11 protein-coding genes are annotated in these 16,643 nt (G+C 68.8%); 6 read left to right on the forward strand and 5 right to left on the reverse strand.

The window, feature by feature from the left end; genetic code table 11:
- Positions 1-6: 6 nt before the first annotated feature.
- From ACSFA2_RS04550 to ACSFA2_RS04570, 5 genes are all read left to right on the forward strand, one after another.
- Positions 7-3,144, forward strand: a complete 3,138-nt coding sequence (locus tag ACSFA2_RS04550) for an efflux RND transporter permease subunit (RefSeq protein ID WP_435454100.1) — start codon at positions 7-9, stop codon at positions 3,142-3,144.
- Positions 3,141-6,410: an efflux RND transporter permease subunit gene (locus ACSFA2_RS04555; RefSeq protein ID WP_435454101.1), complete on the forward strand. Its 3,270-nt coding sequence runs from the start codon at positions 3,141-3,143 to the stop codon at positions 6,408-6,410. The genes ACSFA2_RS04550 and ACSFA2_RS04555 overlap by 4 nt, the downstream gene beginning before the upstream one ends.
- Positions 6,411-6,433: 23 nt before the next feature.
- Positions 6,434-7,846 carry an efflux transporter outer membrane subunit gene (locus ACSFA2_RS04560; RefSeq protein ID WP_435454102.1) on the forward strand — a complete coding sequence of 471 codons (1,413 nt, stop codon included), beginning with the start codon at positions 6,434-6,436 and terminating at the stop codon, positions 7,844-7,846.
- Between the two features lie 51 nt (positions 7,847-7,897).
- Positions 7,898-8,539, forward strand: coding sequence for an aspartate/glutamate racemase family protein (locus tag ACSFA2_RS04565; RefSeq protein ID WP_435454103.1), 642 nt, complete (start codon positions 7,898-7,900; stop codon positions 8,537-8,539).
- Between the two features lie 88 nt (positions 8,540-8,627).
- Positions 8,628-9,452 (forward strand): undecaprenyl-diphosphate phosphatase, encoded by an 825-nt coding sequence (locus ACSFA2_RS04570; protein WP_435454104.1) that lies wholly within the window; start codon positions 8,628-8,630, stop codon positions 9,450-9,452.
- Between the two features lie 23 nt (positions 9,453-9,475).
- Here the strand turns inward: ACSFA2_RS04570 and ACSFA2_RS04575 are convergent, their stop codons facing one another.
- From ACSFA2_RS04575 to ACSFA2_RS04595, 5 genes are all read right to left on the reverse strand, one after another.
- Entirely contained in the window at positions 9,476-10,282 is an 807-nt protein-coding gene (locus tag ACSFA2_RS04575) for an alpha/beta hydrolase (protein ID WP_435454105.1), read from the reverse strand.
- 14 nt (positions 10,283-10,296) lie between these two features.
- A complete protein-coding gene (locus ACSFA2_RS04580; protein ID WP_435454106.1) occupies positions 10,297-11,136 on the reverse strand; it encodes a proteasome-type protease in 840 nt (279 codons plus the stop codon).
- Positions 11,137-11,164: 28 nt separating this feature from the next.
- The gene (mutS, locus tag ACSFA2_RS04585; RefSeq protein ID WP_435454107.1) at positions 11,165-13,831 is read right to left on the reverse strand and encodes a DNA mismatch repair protein MutS; all 2,667 of its coding nucleotides are present in this window, start codon (positions 13,829-13,831) and stop codon (positions 11,165-11,167) included.
- A gap of 111 nt (positions 13,832-13,942) precedes the next feature.
- Positions 13,943-14,464, reverse strand: coding sequence for a hypothetical protein (locus tag ACSFA2_RS04590; protein ID WP_435454108.1), 522 nt, complete (start codon positions 14,462-14,464; stop codon positions 13,943-13,945).
- A 125-nt stretch (positions 14,465-14,589) separates the two neighbouring features.
- On the reverse strand, positions 14,590-15,507 hold the full coding sequence (locus ACSFA2_RS04595; RefSeq protein ID WP_435454176.1) for an AEC family transporter: 918 nt from the start codon (positions 15,505-15,507) through the stop codon (positions 14,590-14,592).
- 96 nt (positions 15,508-15,603) lie between these two features.
- On the opposite strand from ACSFA2_RS04595, the gene ACSFA2_RS04600 reads away from it, so the two are divergent.
- Positions 15,604-16,578 (forward strand): tripartite tricarboxylate transporter substrate binding protein BugE, encoded by a 975-nt coding sequence (locus ACSFA2_RS04600; protein ID WP_435454109.1) that lies wholly within the window; start codon positions 15,604-15,606, stop codon positions 16,576-16,578.
- Positions 16,579-16,643: the final 65 nt, after the last annotated feature.

Genomic DNA, 16,643 nt, shown 5'->3' on the forward strand with positions numbered 1-16,643 from the left:
CGACGCGTGAGCCCCTCCCGTCCCTTCATCGAGCGCCCGGTCGCCACCGGGCTGCTGATGCTCGCCATCGTGTTGGCCGGCCTGGTCGGCCTGCGCTTCCTTCCGCTGGCCGCGCTGCCGCAGGTCGACTACCCGACCATCCAGGTGCAGACGCTCTATCCGGGCGGCAGCCCAGAGGTGATGAGCCGCACCGTCACTGCGCCGCTGGAGCGCCAGTTCGGCCAGATGGCCGGGCTCAACCGCATGAGCTCGACCAGTGCGTCCGGCGTGTCGATCGTCACGCTGCAGTTCGACCTGACCGAGACGCTCGACGTGGCCGAGCAGCAGGTGCAGGCCGCCATCAACGCGGGCGGCTCCTTCCTGCCGGCCGACCTGCCGGCGCCGCCGGTGTACGCCAAGGTCAACCCGGCCGATTCGCCCATCCTCACGCTGGCGATCAGTTCCGAGACGATGCCGCTCACCGAGGTGCAGAACCTGGTGAACACGCGCATCGCCCAGAAGATGAGCCAGGTCACCGGCGTCGGCCTGGTCACGCTCTCGGGCGGGCAGCGGCCGGCGGTGCGCATCCAGGCCGACACCAATGCGCTCGCCGCCGTCGGCATCGGTCTGGACACGCTGCGCAGCGCGATCACCGCGGCCAACGCCAACAGCGCCAAAGGCAGCTTCGACGGTCCGAAGCGCTCCTACACCATCAACGCGAACGACCAGCTGGTCACCGCGGCCGACTACAAGAACCTGATCGTCGCGTGGAAGAACGGCGCGCCGGTGCGCATGACCGACGTGGCGCGCGTGGTCGACGGCGCCGAGAACACGCAGCTCGGCGCGTGGGCGGCGTTGAAGGGCGACGAGGCGAATGCGGAGGGAACCCTGCGCCCGGCGGTCATCCTCAACGTGCAGCGCCAGCCCGGCGCCAACGTGATCGCCACGGTCGACGCCATCCGCAAACAACTGCCCGACCTGCAGGCCTCGCTGCCCGGCGCCGTGCGGGTGGAGATCCTGTCGGACCGCACCACCGGCATCCGTGCGTCGGTGCACCACGTGCAGCTCGAACTCATCCTGGCCGTGGTGCTGGTCGTGCTGGTGATCTTCTTCTTCCTGCACAACGTCCGCGCCACCATCATCGCCAGCATCGCCGTGCCGATCTCGCTCATCGGCAGCTGCGGGCTGATGTACCTGCTGGGCTATTCGCTCAACAACCTGAGCCTGATGGCGCTGACCATCGCGACCGGCTTCGTGGTCGACGACGCGATCGTGATGATCGAGAACATCGCCCGCTACCTGGAAGAGGGCGAGAAGCCGTTCGCCGCCGCAGTCAAGGGTGCGACGCAGATCGGCTTCACCATCATCTCGCTGACCGTCTCGCTCATCGCGGTGCTGATCCCGCTGCTCTTCATGAGCGACGTGGTGGGCCGGCTGTTCCGCGAGTTCGCGGTCACGCTGGCGATCACCATCCTGATCTCGGCGGTGGTTTCGCTCACGCTGGTGCCGATGATGTCGGCGCGCTGGCTCAAGCCCGAGGCGGAGCAGGGCGGTCGCTTCGGCCACGCCGTGCAGCGCTTCTTCGACCGCGTCATCGCGCGCTACGACATCTGGCTGCAATGGGTGCTGCGCCACCAGCCGCTCACGCTGATCGTCGCCGTGGCCACGATGGCGCTCACGGTGCTCCTCTACGTCGCCATCCCCAAGGGCCTGTTTCCGACGCAGGACACCGGCCAGCTCAAGGGCCGCATCGAGGCGTCGCAGGACGTATCGTACCTGCGCATGGCCGAGATCCAGCAGGCGGCGGCCAACGCCATCCTGCGCGACCCCGACGTGCGCAGCGTGAGTTCGGTGGTGGGCGTCGATGCGGCGAACAACACCACGCTCAACACCGGCAGCGTGCTGGTCAACCTGCGCGAAGGCCGCGGCGACCAGCAGACCATCATGACGCGACTGCGCGACCGCGTTCGCCACGACGTGGCCGGTGCCCAGCTCTACCTGCAGCCCACGCAGGACCTGACCATCGACGCCGAGACCGGCCCCACCGAGTTCCGCGTGTCGCTCGAAGGCGTCGACACCGCGGCGGTCAACGGCTGGGCGAAGAAGCTGGTCGATCGCCTCGCGAAGGAGCCGCTGGTGCGCAACGCGACCACCGATGCCGGCGCGCAGGGGCTGGCGGCGTATGTCGACATCGACCGCAACACGGCCTCGCGCCTGTCGGTCACGGCCAGCTCGGTCGACGATGCGCTCTACAGCGCCTTCGGCCAGCGCATCGTCTCGACCATCTTCACCGAGACGAACCAGTACCGCGTGATCCTCGAAGCGCAGCGCGAAGGGCTCTCGTCGATCCAGGGCCTGGGCACGCTGCAGATGCGCACGGGTGCCGGCACGGCCACGCCGCTGTCGTCCTTTGCGACGGTGCGCGAGCAGCTCGCGCCGCTGCAGGTCACGCGCGTGGCGCAGTACCCGGCCGCCACCGTCGGCTTCGACACCGCGCCCGGCGTGGCGCTCGGCAAATCGGTGTCGGCCATCCGCGCGGCGGCGCTGGACATCGGCCTGCCGTCGAGCATCACGATGAACTTCCTCGGCGCCGCGGGCGCCTATGAGAAATCGCTGTCCAACCAGCTCTGGCTCATCCTGGCGGCGGTGATCTGCGTGTACATCGTGCTCGGCGTGCTGTACGAAAGCTATGTGCACCCGCTCACGATCCTGTCGACGCTGCCCTCCGCCGGTGTCGGCGCGCTGCTGGCGCTGATGGTGACCGGCAACGACCTGGGCGTGATCGGCATCATCGGCATCATTCTGCTGATCGGCATCGTCAAGAAGAACGCGATCATGATGATCGACTTCGCGATCGATGCCGAGCGGCGCCAGGGCAAGTCGCCGCAGGAGGCGATCCACCAAGCCGCGCTGCTGCGCTTCCGCCCGATCCTGATGACCACGCTGGCCGCGCTCTTCGCCGCCGTGCCGCTGATGCTGGGCTGGGGCGAGGGCGCCGAGCTGCGGCGGCCGCTGGGCCTGGCGATCTTCGGCGGGCTGGTGTTGAGCCAGATGCTCACGCTCTTCACCACGCCGGTGATCTACCTGGCCTTCGACCGTGTGGGGCGCCGCTTCTCGCGCCGTCGCGAAGGGGATGACCCCGAAGCCGCGACCTCCGTGCCATGAACCTGTCGAAGGTTTTCGTCGAGCGTCCGATCGCGACCGTGTTGTTGACGATCGGCATCGCGCTGGCCGGCATCATGGCCTTCTTCGTGCTGCCGGTGTCACCGCTGCCGCAGGTCGACTTCCCCACCATCTCGGTGTCGGCCAGCCTGCCGGGCGCCAGCCCGAGCACGATGGCGTCGAGCGTGGCGACGCCGCTGGAGCGGCGGCTGGGCGTGATACCGGGTGTCAACGAACTCACGTCCAGCAGCTCCAACGGCTCGGCCCGGGTCACGCTCCAGTTCGACCTGAGCCGCAACATCGACTCGGCCGCCCGCGAGGTGCAGGCCGCCATCAACGCGGCACGTGCCGACCTGCCATCGACGCTGCGCAGCAACCCGACCTACCGCAAGGCCAACCCGACGGCCGCGCCGATCATCATCCTGACGCTCACCTCGAAGACGCGCACACCGGGGCAGATCTACGACGCGGTGTCGAACATCGTGAGCCAGCGCCTGTCGCAGGTCGAGGGCGTGGGCGACGTGGAGATCGGCGGCGGCTCGCTGCCGGCGGTGCGCATCGAGCTGGAGCCGTACTCGCTCAACCGCCTGGGCATCAGCACGGAAGACGTGCGCGCTGCGATCCAGGCCAACAACGCCAACCGTCCGAAAGGCGCGGTCGAAAGCGGCGACCGTCGATTGCAGGTCTACACGCCGGCGCCGGGCCTGCGCGCGGCCGACTACCGCGACCTGGTGATCGCGTGGCGCAACAACGCCGCGGTGCGCCTGCGCGACGTGGCCGAGGTGATCGACAGCGTGGAGAACACGCGCACGGTGGGCCTGTTCAACGGCCAGCCGGCGGTGATCGTGCTGGTCACGCAGCAGCCCGGCGCGAACATCATCGAGACGGTCGACGGGGTGCGCAAGCTCATTCCCGAACTGCGCGCGCAGCTGCCGGCCGACATCGAGGTGCAGGTTGCCTCGGACCGCACCAACTCCATCCGCTCGTCGCTGCACGAGGTCGAGCTGACGCTGGTGATCTCGGTGGTGCTGGTGGTGCTGGTGGTCGGCGTCTTCCTGCGCCGCGCGCGCGCCACCATCATTCCGGCGGTGGCGACCGTGGTGTCGCTGCTCGGCACCTTCGGCGTGATGCATCTGCTGGGCTTCTCGCTCAACAACCTGAGCCTGATGGCGCTGACCGTCGCCACCGGCTTCGTGGTCGACGATGCGATCGTGGTGCTCGAGAACACGCAGCGCCACATCGAGAACGGCATGGACCGTGTGTCGGCCGCGCTGCGCGGTGCGCGCGAGGTGGGCTTCACCGTGCTGTCGATCAGCCTGTCGCTGGTGGCGGTGTTCATTCCGCTGCTGTTCATGGGCGGGCAGGTGGGGCGGCTGTTCCGCGAGTTCGCGGTTACGCTGTCGGCATCGGTCCTGATCTCGCTGGTGATCTCGCTCACCACCACGCCGATGATGTGCGCCATGCTGCTGCGCGCCGAGAGTTACTACGACGGCAAGCGGCCGGGCCGCATCAGCGGGCCCTTCATGCGCTGGACCGAACGGCTGTGGCAGTGGAGCCTGCGCGTATACGGCCACAGCCTCGACTGGGCGCTGTCGGCCAAGCTCGTGGTGATGGCGGTGCTGCTGGCCGTGATCGCGCTCAACGTGTACCTCTTCATCGCGGTGCCCAAGGGCTACTTTCCACAGCAGGACAACGGGCAGCTCAACGCCGGCCTGCGCGCCGACCAGAGCATCTCGTCGGTCGCGCTCACCGCCAAGCTGAAGGAGGCAGTCGACATCATCCATGCCGACCCGGCGGTCGACACGGTGGTGGGCTTCGCGGGCGGCTCGCGCGCGGGTGGCGGTTTCATGTTCGTCAACCTCAAGCCGTTGGCCGAGCGCAAGGTCAAGACCCAGGTGGTGATCGATCGCCTGCGCCCCAAGCTCAACCAGCTGACCGGCCTGCGCGTGTTCCTCGGCCCGGTGCAGGACCTGCGCATGGGCGGTCGGCAGAGCAACTCGACCTACCAGTACACGCTCAAGAGCGACAGCCTTTCCGACCTGCGCAGCTGGTCGAACAAGCTGGCCGAGCGGCTCAAGGAGCTGCCGCAGCTCACCGACGTCGACGGCGAATCGTCGGACAACGGCGTCGAGACCTTCGTCGAGGTCGACCGCGACGCGGCGACGCGGCTGGGCGTGACCTCGAGCGCGGTCGACAACGCGCTCTACAACGCCTACGGCCAGCGCTCGGTGGCGACCATCTACAACGACCTGAACCAGTACTCGGTGATCATGGAATGGGCGCCGCGCTTCCAGCCCGCGCCGATCGTGCTGAAGGACCTGTACGTGCCCTCGACGCTCAACACCGCGACGACCGCGAGCGGCGCCACCACGGTGAGCTCGGTGCAGAACACCACCGACGCGGCCACCGGCACCTCGACCACCACCTCGGCCAACCCAGGTGCGCGCAATTCGTCGGCCGGCCAGGCCCTGGCGTCGACCACCACCAACATGGTGCCGCTCGCGGCCTTCGCCAAGCTGAGCGAACGCGCGGTGCCCAGCTCCATCAGCCACGAAGACACCGAGCTCGCGAGCACGGTGTCGTTCAGCCTGGCCGACGGCGTGACCCTGGCCGAAGGCCAGCGGCTGGTGAAGCAGGCCGAGAACGACATCGCCATGCCGGTCAACGTGCGCGGCAGCTTCTCGGGCACGGCGCGTGCGGCGGAGCAGTCCAACGCGCAGCAGATGCTGCTGATCATCGCGGCCATCGTCGTGATCTACATCGTGCTGGGCATCCTGTACGAAAGCCTGATCCACCCGATCACGGTGCTGACCACGCTGCCTTCGGCCGGCGTGGGCGCGGTGCTGGCGCTGCTGCTGTTCCGCATGGAGCTGTCGATCATCGCGTTGATCGGGCTCTTCCTCCTGATCGGCATCGTGAAGAAGAACGCCATCATGATCATCGACTTCGCGCTGGAGGCCGAGCGCTCGCGCGGGCTCTCGGCCACCGAGGCGGTGCGCGAAGCCTGCATGCTGCGCTTCCGCCCGATTTTGATGACCACGCTGGCCGCGATCCTCGGCGCGTTGCCGCTGGCCATCGGCTTCGGGCAAGGCGCCGAGTTGCGCCAGCCGCTGGGCGTGGCCATCGTCGGCGGGCTGATCGCGAGCCAGCTGCTCACCCTGCTGACGACGCCGGTGGTCTACGTGCTGATGGACAAGCTGCGCCGCCGCGCGCCGAACGAACAACACCTGGCCCGTGGCGACGCCGAAGGCGGCGCCACGGCGGCCTGAACCCCACGAGAAGAAGACAAGCCATGCGTTCCCGATCGTCCTTCCTGCCCACCTTGATGGCGCTGGCGGCCGCCGCCTCGCTCACCGCCTGCGCAGTCGGGCCGGCGTACGAGCGCCCGGCGATGGTGTCGCCCGGCGCCTGGAAGGAGGCGCCCGCCGCCGAGGGCTGGCTTCCGGCCGCGCCGGCGGATGCGTTCGAGCGCGGTCCGTGGTGGCAGCTGTTCGGCGATGCAGGCCTGAATGGGCTGGCCGAGCGCGTGCAGGTGTCCAACCAGAACATCGCGATCGCCGTCGCGAACTACGCCCAGGCCCAGGCGCTGGTGCGTGAGGCGCGTGCGTCGCTGTTTCCCACGGTGTCGCTGTCTGGCAGCGCCGGGCGCAGCGGCACGCGGGGTGCCGGCGATGCGCGCGGCAGTGCCAGCGCGACGCTGGGTGCCGACTGGGCGCCCGACCTGTGGGGAAAGCTGCGCGAGAACGTCGGCAGCGCGCAGGCGCAGGCGCAGGCGAGCGAGGCCGACCTGGCCGCGGCGCGCCTGTCGGCGCAGGGCGAGCTCGCGTCCAACTACTTCTCGCTGCGCGAGGCCGATGCCGAACTCGCGCTGCTGGCCGAGACGCTCGAAGGCTACGAGCGCGCCTACGCCATCACGCGCAATCGCTACGAAGCCGGCATCGCCGCCCAGAGCGATGTGCTGCAGGCGCAGACGCAGCTGGTCAACACGCGCGCCGACCGCGTCGCGCTGCAACGCACGCGGGACACCTACGAGCACGCCATCGCGGTGCTGGTCGGCACCGCACCGGCTGACTTCCAGCTGCCGGCCGAGGCGGCCTGGACGCCCGTGGTGCCCGCGGTGCCGCTGGGCGTGCCGTCGACGCTGCTGCAGCGCCGGCCCGACATCGCATCGGCCGAGCGCGCGGTGGCCGTGGCCAATGCGCAGATCGGCATCGCGCGCTCGGCCTACTACCCCAGCTTCAGCCTGAGTGCCTCGCTCGGGCGATCGTCCAGCCGCGTGTCCGACCTGTTCAGCGCCTCGAACACGCTGTGGTCGATCGGCCTCTCGGCGGCGCAGGTTCTGTTCGACGCGGGCGCCATCGGCGCGCAGGTCGATGCGGCCAAGGCCTCGTACGACGCCCGGGTGGCCAGCTACCGGCAGACCGTGCTGACCGCCTTCCAGGGCGTCGAAGACCAGCTCACCGCCACCGCCAGCCTGGCCGCGCAGGAGGCGCTGCGCCGCGAGGCCTCGGCCGCCGCGGACCGCACCGAGCAGCAGATCCTCAACCGCTACCGCGCGGGCCAGGTGAGCTACACCGAGGTGGTCACCGCGCAGGCCTCGGCGCTCAGCGCCCGGCGCACGGTGCTGCAGCTGCAGGTCAACCGGCAGATCGCGGCGGTGGGGTTGATCCAGGGCCTGGGTGGCGGCTGGCAGGTGCCGGGTTGAAGATGCACGCAGACGATCATTCGTTTCCCCCGCCGCTTCCGTGAACGCCGCATGACCCGCATCGCCCTGATCCACGCCCTCGCGCATTCCGTCGAACCGATCAACACCGCCTTCGCGCGCGACTGGCCCGAAGCCGTGCGCATGAATTTGCTGGACGACAGCCTGTCGGTCGACCTGGCCCGCAGCGGGCAGGGGCTGGATGCGGCGATGCACGAGCGCTTCCAGCGGCTGGCGCAGTACGCGGTCGACACCGGCGCGCAAGGCATCCTCTTCACCTGCTCGGCCTTCGGGCCGTGCATCGAGGCGGTGGCGCGGCGCCATGCGGCGATGCCGGTGCTCAAGCCCAACGAGGCCATGATCGCCGAGGCCGCCACGGGCTTTGGCACGCTGGGGCTGATCTCCACCTTCGCGCCGACGCTGGCGTCGATGCCGCCCGAATTCCCGGCGGGCATCGTGCTCGAGACCGCGCTGGCCGAAGGCGCACTCGACGCGCTCAACCGCGGCGATGGCGCGACGCACGATGCGCTGATCGCCGCGCAGGCCGTGGCCTTGAAGGCGCGCGGCTGCCAGCGCATCGCGCTGGCCCAGTTCAGCATGGCGCGCGCACGGGCGGCCTGCGAAGCAGCGACCGGCCTGCCGGTGCTCACCACGGTCGACAGCGCCGTGCGCGCATTGCGCCTGCGGCTGGCCTAGACCGGACGCAGCGCACAGGCTGAACGCCGCCTGATCGTCACCTGACTCGTGCCCTCGCGATAATCCAGGCTCTTTCAAAGGAGCACGCGTGGATATCGTTTTGCTGGCCAAGGCCGCGGTCATGGGCATCGTCGAGGGACTGACCGAGTTCCTGCCGATCTCGTCGACGGGCCACCTCATCCTCGCCGGATCGCTGCTGGGCTTCGACGACGCGAAGGCCAAGGTGTTCGACATCGCGATCCAGACCGGCGCGATCTTCGCGGTCATCCTCGTGTATTGGCAGAAGATCCAGTCGACCGTGGTCGCGCTGCCGCGCCAGCCCAAGGCCCGCCGGTTGGCGCTCAACGTGCTGATCGGCTTCCTGCCCGCCGTGGTGCTGGGGCTGTTGTTCGGCAAGGTGATCAAGGAACACCTGTTCACGCCGGTCGTGGTCGCCACCACCTTCATCATCGGCGGCTTCATCATCCTGTGGGCCGAAAAGCGGCCGCCGGGTTCGGTGCGCATCGAGAACGTCGACGACATGACGCCATGGGACGCGCTCAAGGTTGGCCTGGTGCAGTGCTTCGCGATGATCCCCGGCACCAGCCGCAGCGGATCGACCATCATCGGCGGCATGCTCCTGGGCCTGAGCCGCCAGGCGGCCACGGATTTTTCCTTCTTCCTCGCCATCCCGACGCTGATCGGCGCGGGCGCGTACAGCCTCTACAAGGAGCGTGCGCTGCTGTCGGTGGCCGACATCCCGCTCTTCGCGGTCGGCCTGCTGTTCTCGTTCCTGAGCGCCTGGCTCTGCGTGCGCTGGCTGCTGAAATACATCAGCACGCACACCTTCGTGCCCTTCGCCTACTACCGCATCGTGTTCGGCATCGTGGTGCTGGCGACGGCGTGGACCGGGATGGTGGTCTGGGCGGAGTGACGGCATTGCGTCGGCCCGTTGCATCACAGCAGATTCCGCAGCGCCGCCTCCACCGCCGCCGCCGTCGCGATCGGCTTCTCCATCGGGAACAGGTGCGTCCCGTCGAGCATCGACATGCGCCCGCGCGTGACGCGCTCGGTCATCGCAAGGCCGACGCGGCGCATCTCGACGGACTGACGGCCGCCGATGAAGGCGACGCGGCAGTGCAGGGGGTTGGCGCGCAGCAGCGGAGCGAGATTGTGCGGCAGCGTGTCGTAGATGGCGGTCTCCACGTCGCGGTCGAAGCTGAGCGTCAGGGCGCCCGGCGATGCGCGCATGCCGTGGTCCACGTAGTCGCGCAGCACCCGCTCGTCCCAGCGCGCGAAGGCGCGCTTGGCGCGGAAATGCTCGAAGGCCGCCTCGCGGTCGTCCCAGACGGTGCGCCGCTTGCGGCTCACGGCGCCGGGCGACACGGACTTCAGGAGCGGCGTGCGCTTGACCAGGCCCAGTGTGTTGGCGCGCCAGCCGCCGACCAGCGGCGAGTCGATCATCACGACGCCGCGCGCGAGCATCGGATGGCGTGCGGCGCACATCAGGCTGAGAAAGCCGCCGAGCGAATGGCCCACCAGGAAGGCCGGCTGACCGGCCTGTTTCACCAGGCCGCGCGTGAAATCGGCGAGTTGCTCGACCAGGTGCGGCCAGTTGTTGGTGACGGGGTACTTCGGGTCGTGCCCGAACTTCTCGATGGCATGCACGTCGAGCCCGCGGTTGCGCAGGCTGTCGAGCATGACGCGGTAGGTGCTCGCCGGAAAGCTGTTTCCGTGCGAGAAGACGACAGGCGGCAGCGTCACCCCGGTCACAGGCCCTAGATCAGCTTCTCGTCCGGCGTCGAGATCTTGCGCAGCGGGCTGTGCCGCGCGGCCGGCATCATGAGCGGGTGGGCGCTTTCGCTGCCGTCCCAGACCGGGTCCTCGATGCTGTCGAACACCTCGCGCAGCTTCTGACCCCAGCTGTTGTGCATCATCTGGTAGTAGGGGTTGTTGGCGTCCAGGCAGACGATCTTGTCGGTCTCCAGACGGTTCGCCTCGTACACCACCAGGTCGAGCGGCAGGCCCACAGAGAGGTTCGACTTCATCGTGGAATCCATCGACACCAGCGCACATTTGGCGGCCTCGTCGAGCGGCGTGTCGGGCGTGAGCACGCGGTCGAGCACCGGCTTGCCGTACTTCGATTCGCCGATCTGGAAGTAGGGCGTCTCGTTGGTGGCCTCGATGAAGTTGCCCGCCGAGTAGACCAGGAACAGCCGCATGCCCTCGCCCTTGACCTGGCCGCCGAAGACGAAGGACACGTTGAAATCCAGGCCGGCGTGCTTGAGCGCTTCGGCGTCGCGGTCGTACACATGCCGCACGGCCGCGCCGAGCACGCGGGCTGCGTCGAACATGCTCTTGGCGTTCCAGATGGTGATGGGCGGCCCGGGCTCGCCGTTTTCCAGCGTCTCGCGCAGCTCCTCGATCTGGAGGATCTCGCGCACCGACTGCGAGATGCTCAGGTTGCCGGCCGACAGCAGCACCATGACGCGATCGCCCGGCTGCTCATAGACGATCATCTTGCGGAAGGTGCTGATGTGGTCGACGCCCGCGTTCGTGCGCGAGTCCGACAGGAACACCAGGCCAGCGTTGAGTTTGATGCCTACGCAGTAAGTCATGGGGTGGTCTCGCACGAATCGGGCCGGTTCAGCCTCGACCGCCTTCGCGCTGGTTGAGTTTTTGAAGTGTGTACAGCGCTTCCAGCGCCTCCCGGGGGCTCATCGCGTCGAGGTCCAGCGTGGCCAGGGCGGATTCTACGGCGCTCACTGTCGGGGCCTGTGCGGCGGGCGGCGGTGCGAACAGGTCGACCTGCGCACGCGTCTGGGTCTGCTGCGCTTCCAGCGCGTCGAGCGCCTGGCGTGCGTGGTTGACCACCGCCGCCGGCATGCCGGCCAGCCGCGCCACCTGGATGCCGTAGCTCTTGCTGGCGGGGCCGGGCTGCATCTCGTGCAGGAAGACGATGTCGCGACCTGACTCCGTCGCGCTCACGTGCATGTTCACCGCGCCATGGTGCGTGGCGGGGAACTCGGTCAGCTCGAAGTAGTGCGTCGCGAACAGCGTGAAGGCCTTGGTGCGGTCGTGCAGCTGCGCCGCGATGCCGGCGGCCAGCGCCAGCCCGTCGAAGGTGCTGGTGCCGCGGCCGATCTCGTCCATCAGCACCAGCGACTGCGCCGAGGCGCTGTGCAGGATCTGCGCGGCCTCGGTCATCTCCAGCATGAAGGTCGACTGCGCATTGGCCAGGTCGTCGGCGGCGCCGATGCGCGTGTGGATCGCGTCGATCGGCCCGAGCCGGCAGGCCGTGGCCGGCACGTGCGAGCCGATGGAGGCCAGCAGCACGATGATCGCGATCTGCCGCATGTAGGTCGACTTGCCGCCCATGTTCGGCCCGGTGATGACCTGCATGCGTTGCTGCGGCCCGAGCTGCGTGTCGTTGGCGATGAAGCCGCCCGACGACTTCTCGGCCAGCCGCGCCTCCACCACCGGATGGCGGCCCTGCACGATCTCGATGCAGGGGTGCGCCACGAAGGCGGCCGCCTTCCAGTGCAGCGTGTGCGAGCGCTCGGCCAGTGCGCACAGCGCGTCGAGCGTCGCGATGCCTGCGGCCAGGCGCGTGAGCGCGTTGACATGCGGCTGCAGCGCATCGAGCAGCTGTTCGTACAGCCACTTCTCGCGCGCCAATGCGCGGTCCTGCGCGCTCAGCGCCTTGTCCTCGAAGGCCTTGAGCTCGGGCGTGACGAAGCGCTCGGCGTTCTTCAGCGTCTGGCGGCGGCGGTAGTTGTCGGGCACCTTGGCGAGCGCGCTCTGCGTCACCTCGATGTAGAAGCCGTGCACGCGGTTGAACTGCACGCGCAGGTTGCTGATGCCGGTGCGCTCGCGTTCCTGCACCTCGAGCTGGAGCAGGAAATCGTCGCAGTTGTCGCTGATGGCCCGCAGCTCGTCGAGCTCGGCGTCGTGCCCGGTGGCGATCACGCCGCCGTCGCGCACCAGCGCGGCCGGGTCCGGCTTCATCGCGCTCACCAGCAGCTCGACGCAGCCGGCCGGTGGTGCGAGCGTCTGCGAAATCTGCTGGAGCAGCGAGGCGCCGCCGGGCAGCAGGGGGGCGAGTTGCTCCGCCTTGGCCAGTGCCAGGCGCAGCGCGACCAGTTCGCGCGGGCGCACCTGGCGCAACGCGATGCGCGCAGCGATGCGCTCGACGTCACTGGTGTTCTTCAATGCGTCGCGCAGGGCGCGCCACGGCGCCACCGCCGCGCCGGCCGCGTGCGACTGCAACGTGCCGATGGCGTCGAGCCGGGCCTGCGCCTCGCTGCGCTCACGCCGGGGCGACAGCAGCCAGCGCTTGAGCAGGCGGCTGCCCATGCCGGTCATGCAGGTGTCGAGCAGCGAGAAGAGGGTGGGCGAATCCTCGCCGCGCAGCGTCTGCACCAGTTCCAGGTTGCGCCGCGTGGCGGGCGGCAGTTCGATCAGGTCGCCGTCGCGCTCGACCGTGAGCCGCTGCACGTGCGACAGCGCGCGCCCTTGCGTGTGCTCGGCGTAGCCCAGCAGGGCCGAGGCGGCGGCGTGCGCGTTGGGCAGGCCTTCGGCATTCCAGGCGGCGAGGCTGGCGCTGCCCAGCTGCTCGCACAGCTTGCGCTCGCCCAGCGCGCCGTCGAACTGCCAGGCCGGCCGCACCGACAGCGTGAAGGGCTGCGCCGCGCGCGCCGCCTTCAGCCGGTTCTCGAAGGCCGGCGTCACCTCGGCGCTGTAGAGCAGTTCGCTCGGCGCGATGCGGGCGATCCAGGCTTCCAGCGTGTCGCCCGGGCATTCGGCCAGCCGCAACTCGGCGCCGGTCACGCTCAGCCAGGCCAGGCCGATCGCGTTGCGGCCGCTGGCCTGCACCGCGAGCAGCAGCGATTCGCTCTTGTCGTTGAGCAGTTCCGCGTCGGTCAGCGTGCCGGGCGTGACCACCCGCATCACCTTGCGCTCGACCGGCCCCTTGCCGGCGCCGACCTCGCCGACCTGTTCGCAGATCGCCACCGATTCGCCCAGCTTGATGAGCCGGCCCAGGTAGGCATCGACCGCATGAAAGGGCACGCCCGCCATCACCACCGGCTGCCCGCCCGACTGGCCGCGTTGCGTCAGGGTGATGTCGAGCAGCCGCGCGGCCTTTTCGGCGTCGCCGTAGAACAGCTCGTAGAAGTCGCCCATCCGGTAGAACAGCAGCGTGTCCGGGTGGTCCGCCTTGAGGCGGAAATACTGCGCCATCATGGGCGTGTGGCCCGCGAAGTCCTCGGCACTCTTCTCGGGGATTTCGGGCTTTCCCTTGTCGGTCAACATCTTTTCTCGTTTCTCCATCGGTCCGCGGCGCTGTGGACGGGCTGCGTCGCAGGCCGGCATCCGGAGCGATTATCCGGGCTGCAACCGAGAGGGAGAGCGTGGGGGCGCTGGCTAGATTTCGCCGCGCCGCCGGCGCGCCACCTTCACCGCGTCGACCCAGAAGTCGATGTTGAAGCGCTGGCCGGTGTCGGCGATGCGCGCGGCCTTGATGGCATGGAACGGCACGACGTGCTGCTCGCCGGGCAGGTCGCCGTAGCCGGCGACGTAACGCTTGCGCAAGTCGATTTTCTCGACCTTCATCGTGCATTCGGCCTTGCGGCCTTTCGGGTCGCGGTAGCGCAGGTGGATGCGCGGGTGCTCGTCGACCACCGCGTGCTCGCCTTTGCCCTGAATGAACCACCCGGGCAGCGTGTCGGGCTCGCCGTCGTCGCCGATCGTTCCCAGGCCGCCGCGCACGGTTGGAATCTCGAGCGGGACATGGCCGGAGCGCACGCGCGCGGCTTCGATGCGCCGACGGGCTTCGCGCCAGGCCGCAATGCGGTGCCATGCCATCCAGCAGACGGCGATCAGCAGCAGCAGACCCACGGTCCACGCCGCCGCCATCCCCTGGAATTCGTCGAGACTGAAACCCATGCCATCTCCTGGTGCGCATGGACGCCGACCGGCGCCGCTCGATGCCGCCCGTCGATGCTAGGCCTTTGGTACTCGGCGAGCCATTACCAGAACGGCGTATGCCATGACGTCGAGGGCGCGCCGGCTCAGCGCGGCAGCGACAGCGCGAACGGCAGGCTGAGCACGCCCAGGATGGTCGAGAGCGTGACCAGCCCCGCCACGTACGGGCCGTTGTAGCCCATGCGTGCCGCCAGCACGTAGGCGCTCGACGCGGTGGGCACCGCCGCGAAGGCCATCAGCACGGCCGACTGCGCCGGGTCGAGGCGCAGCGCGCGCGCCAGGCCCCAGCCGACCAGCGGCAGGATCAGGTGTCGGATGGACAGCAGCGACACCGCCAGCACCTTGCTCTGCGCCAGGGTCGCAAACTGCATGCCCGCGCCTGCGGCCATCAGGCCCAGTGCCAGCGACGCGGCGCCGATGCGGGTGAGGGAGGGCTCCATCCAGCCCGGCACCGTGATGCCGAGCAGGTTGACCACCAGGCCCGAGCCGGTGGCGATGATCAGCGGGTTACGCAGCAGCTGCCGCACGAAGCCGGTCTGCGCATGCCGCGCCATGGGCCACACGGCGGCGACGTTCATCAGCGGCACGCAGACCCCGATGAGCACCGCGATCAGCAGCAAGCCCTGCACCCCGGCCAGCCGGTCGGCCATGGCCAGGCAGATGAAGGAGTTGAAGCGGAAGGCGATCTGCGCGCCGCCCGCGTGCTCGCGCCGGTCGATGTGCCGGCCGAGCCACGGCAGGTGGGGCAGGGCGTACGACAGCACGACGCCGATCACGCTCACGCCCAGGCCCGCCGCCAGCAGGTTCGACGTGGCGCCGAAGTCGATCGGGCTGCGCACGATCGAATGGAAGAGCAGCACCGGAAAGAGAAAGTAGTAGACCAGCGACTCGACCTGATCCCACACGCGGCGGTCCAGGGCGGTGTAACGGCAGAGCAGCCAGCCGCAGGCGATGAGGGAAAAGTCGGGGAAGAGGAGTTGCGCGTAGTTCACCGCGTCGAGGATAAACCGGGCGTTCCGTGGGTAATCCTGGGAACGGCCGGTGGGATGGACCCGCTAGCATCAGGGTTTCGTCTTTTTCGACTTACCAGGAGTTTGCAGATGCAACGTCGTCAATGGAATGCCCTCGCGGGTGCCGCTGCGCTGGTCGCGGTCGCCGGCCCGGCGCTGGCCCAGGGCTATCCGAACAAGCCGATCGAGCTGAGCGTGCCTTTCGCACCCGGCGGCACCACCGACATCGTGGCGCGCGTCGTGGCCGACCCGCTGGGCAAGGTGCTGGGCCAGCCCGTGGTCGTGGTGAACCGCGCCGGTGGCGGCGGCATCGTGGGTGCGGCCGAAACCGCGCGCGCGCCGGCCGACGGCTACAAGCTGGGCATTGCCACCGTGTCGAGCACGGCGGCCAACCCGGCCATCAACCCCAAGACGCCGTACGACCCGATCAACGACTTCACGCCGATCATCAACATCGCCGCGACGCCGAACATCATCGCGGTCAACCCGAGCTTCCCGGCCAAGAACTACGCCGAGTTTGTGGCCGAACTCAAGAAGAACCCCGGCAAGTACTCATACTCGTCGTCGGGCACCGGCGGCATCGGCCACCTGCTGATGGAGCTGTACAAGAGCCTGACGAATACCTTCGTCACGCACATCCCGTACCGCGGCGCCGGCCCGGCGCTCAACGACACGGTGGCCGGCCAGGTGCCGATCATCTTCGACAACCTGCCGTCGGCGTTGCCCTTCATCAAGGCCGGCAAGCTGATCCCGATCGTGGTGAGCGCGCCCAACCGCGTGGCTGCGTTGCCGAACGTGCCGACCTTCAAGGAAGTCGGCCTGGAGCCGGTGAACCGCATGGCCTACTACGGCATCCTGGGCCCCAAGGGCTTGCCCAAGGACGTCGTCGACAAGGTCAACGAAGGTGTGAAGAAGGCGCTGGCTGACCCGGCCGTGAAGAAGCGCATCGAGGACACGGACTCGATCATCGTGGCCAACACGCCCGAGCAGTTCGCCGCGCAGATCAAGGCCGAGTACGAGATCTACAAGCAGGTCGTGGCCAAGCAGAAGCTCACGCTCGAATAAGCGGCGCTGCCGCATCGCGCAGGAAGCCGCCTTCGGGCGGCTTTCTCGTTTTGTTATCTTGTGAA

The sequence above is a fragment of the Variovorax cryoconiti genome (assembly GCF_051216395.1).
Classification (GTDB): domain Bacteria; phylum Pseudomonadota; class Gammaproteobacteria; order Burkholderiales; family Burkholderiaceae_C; genus Variovorax.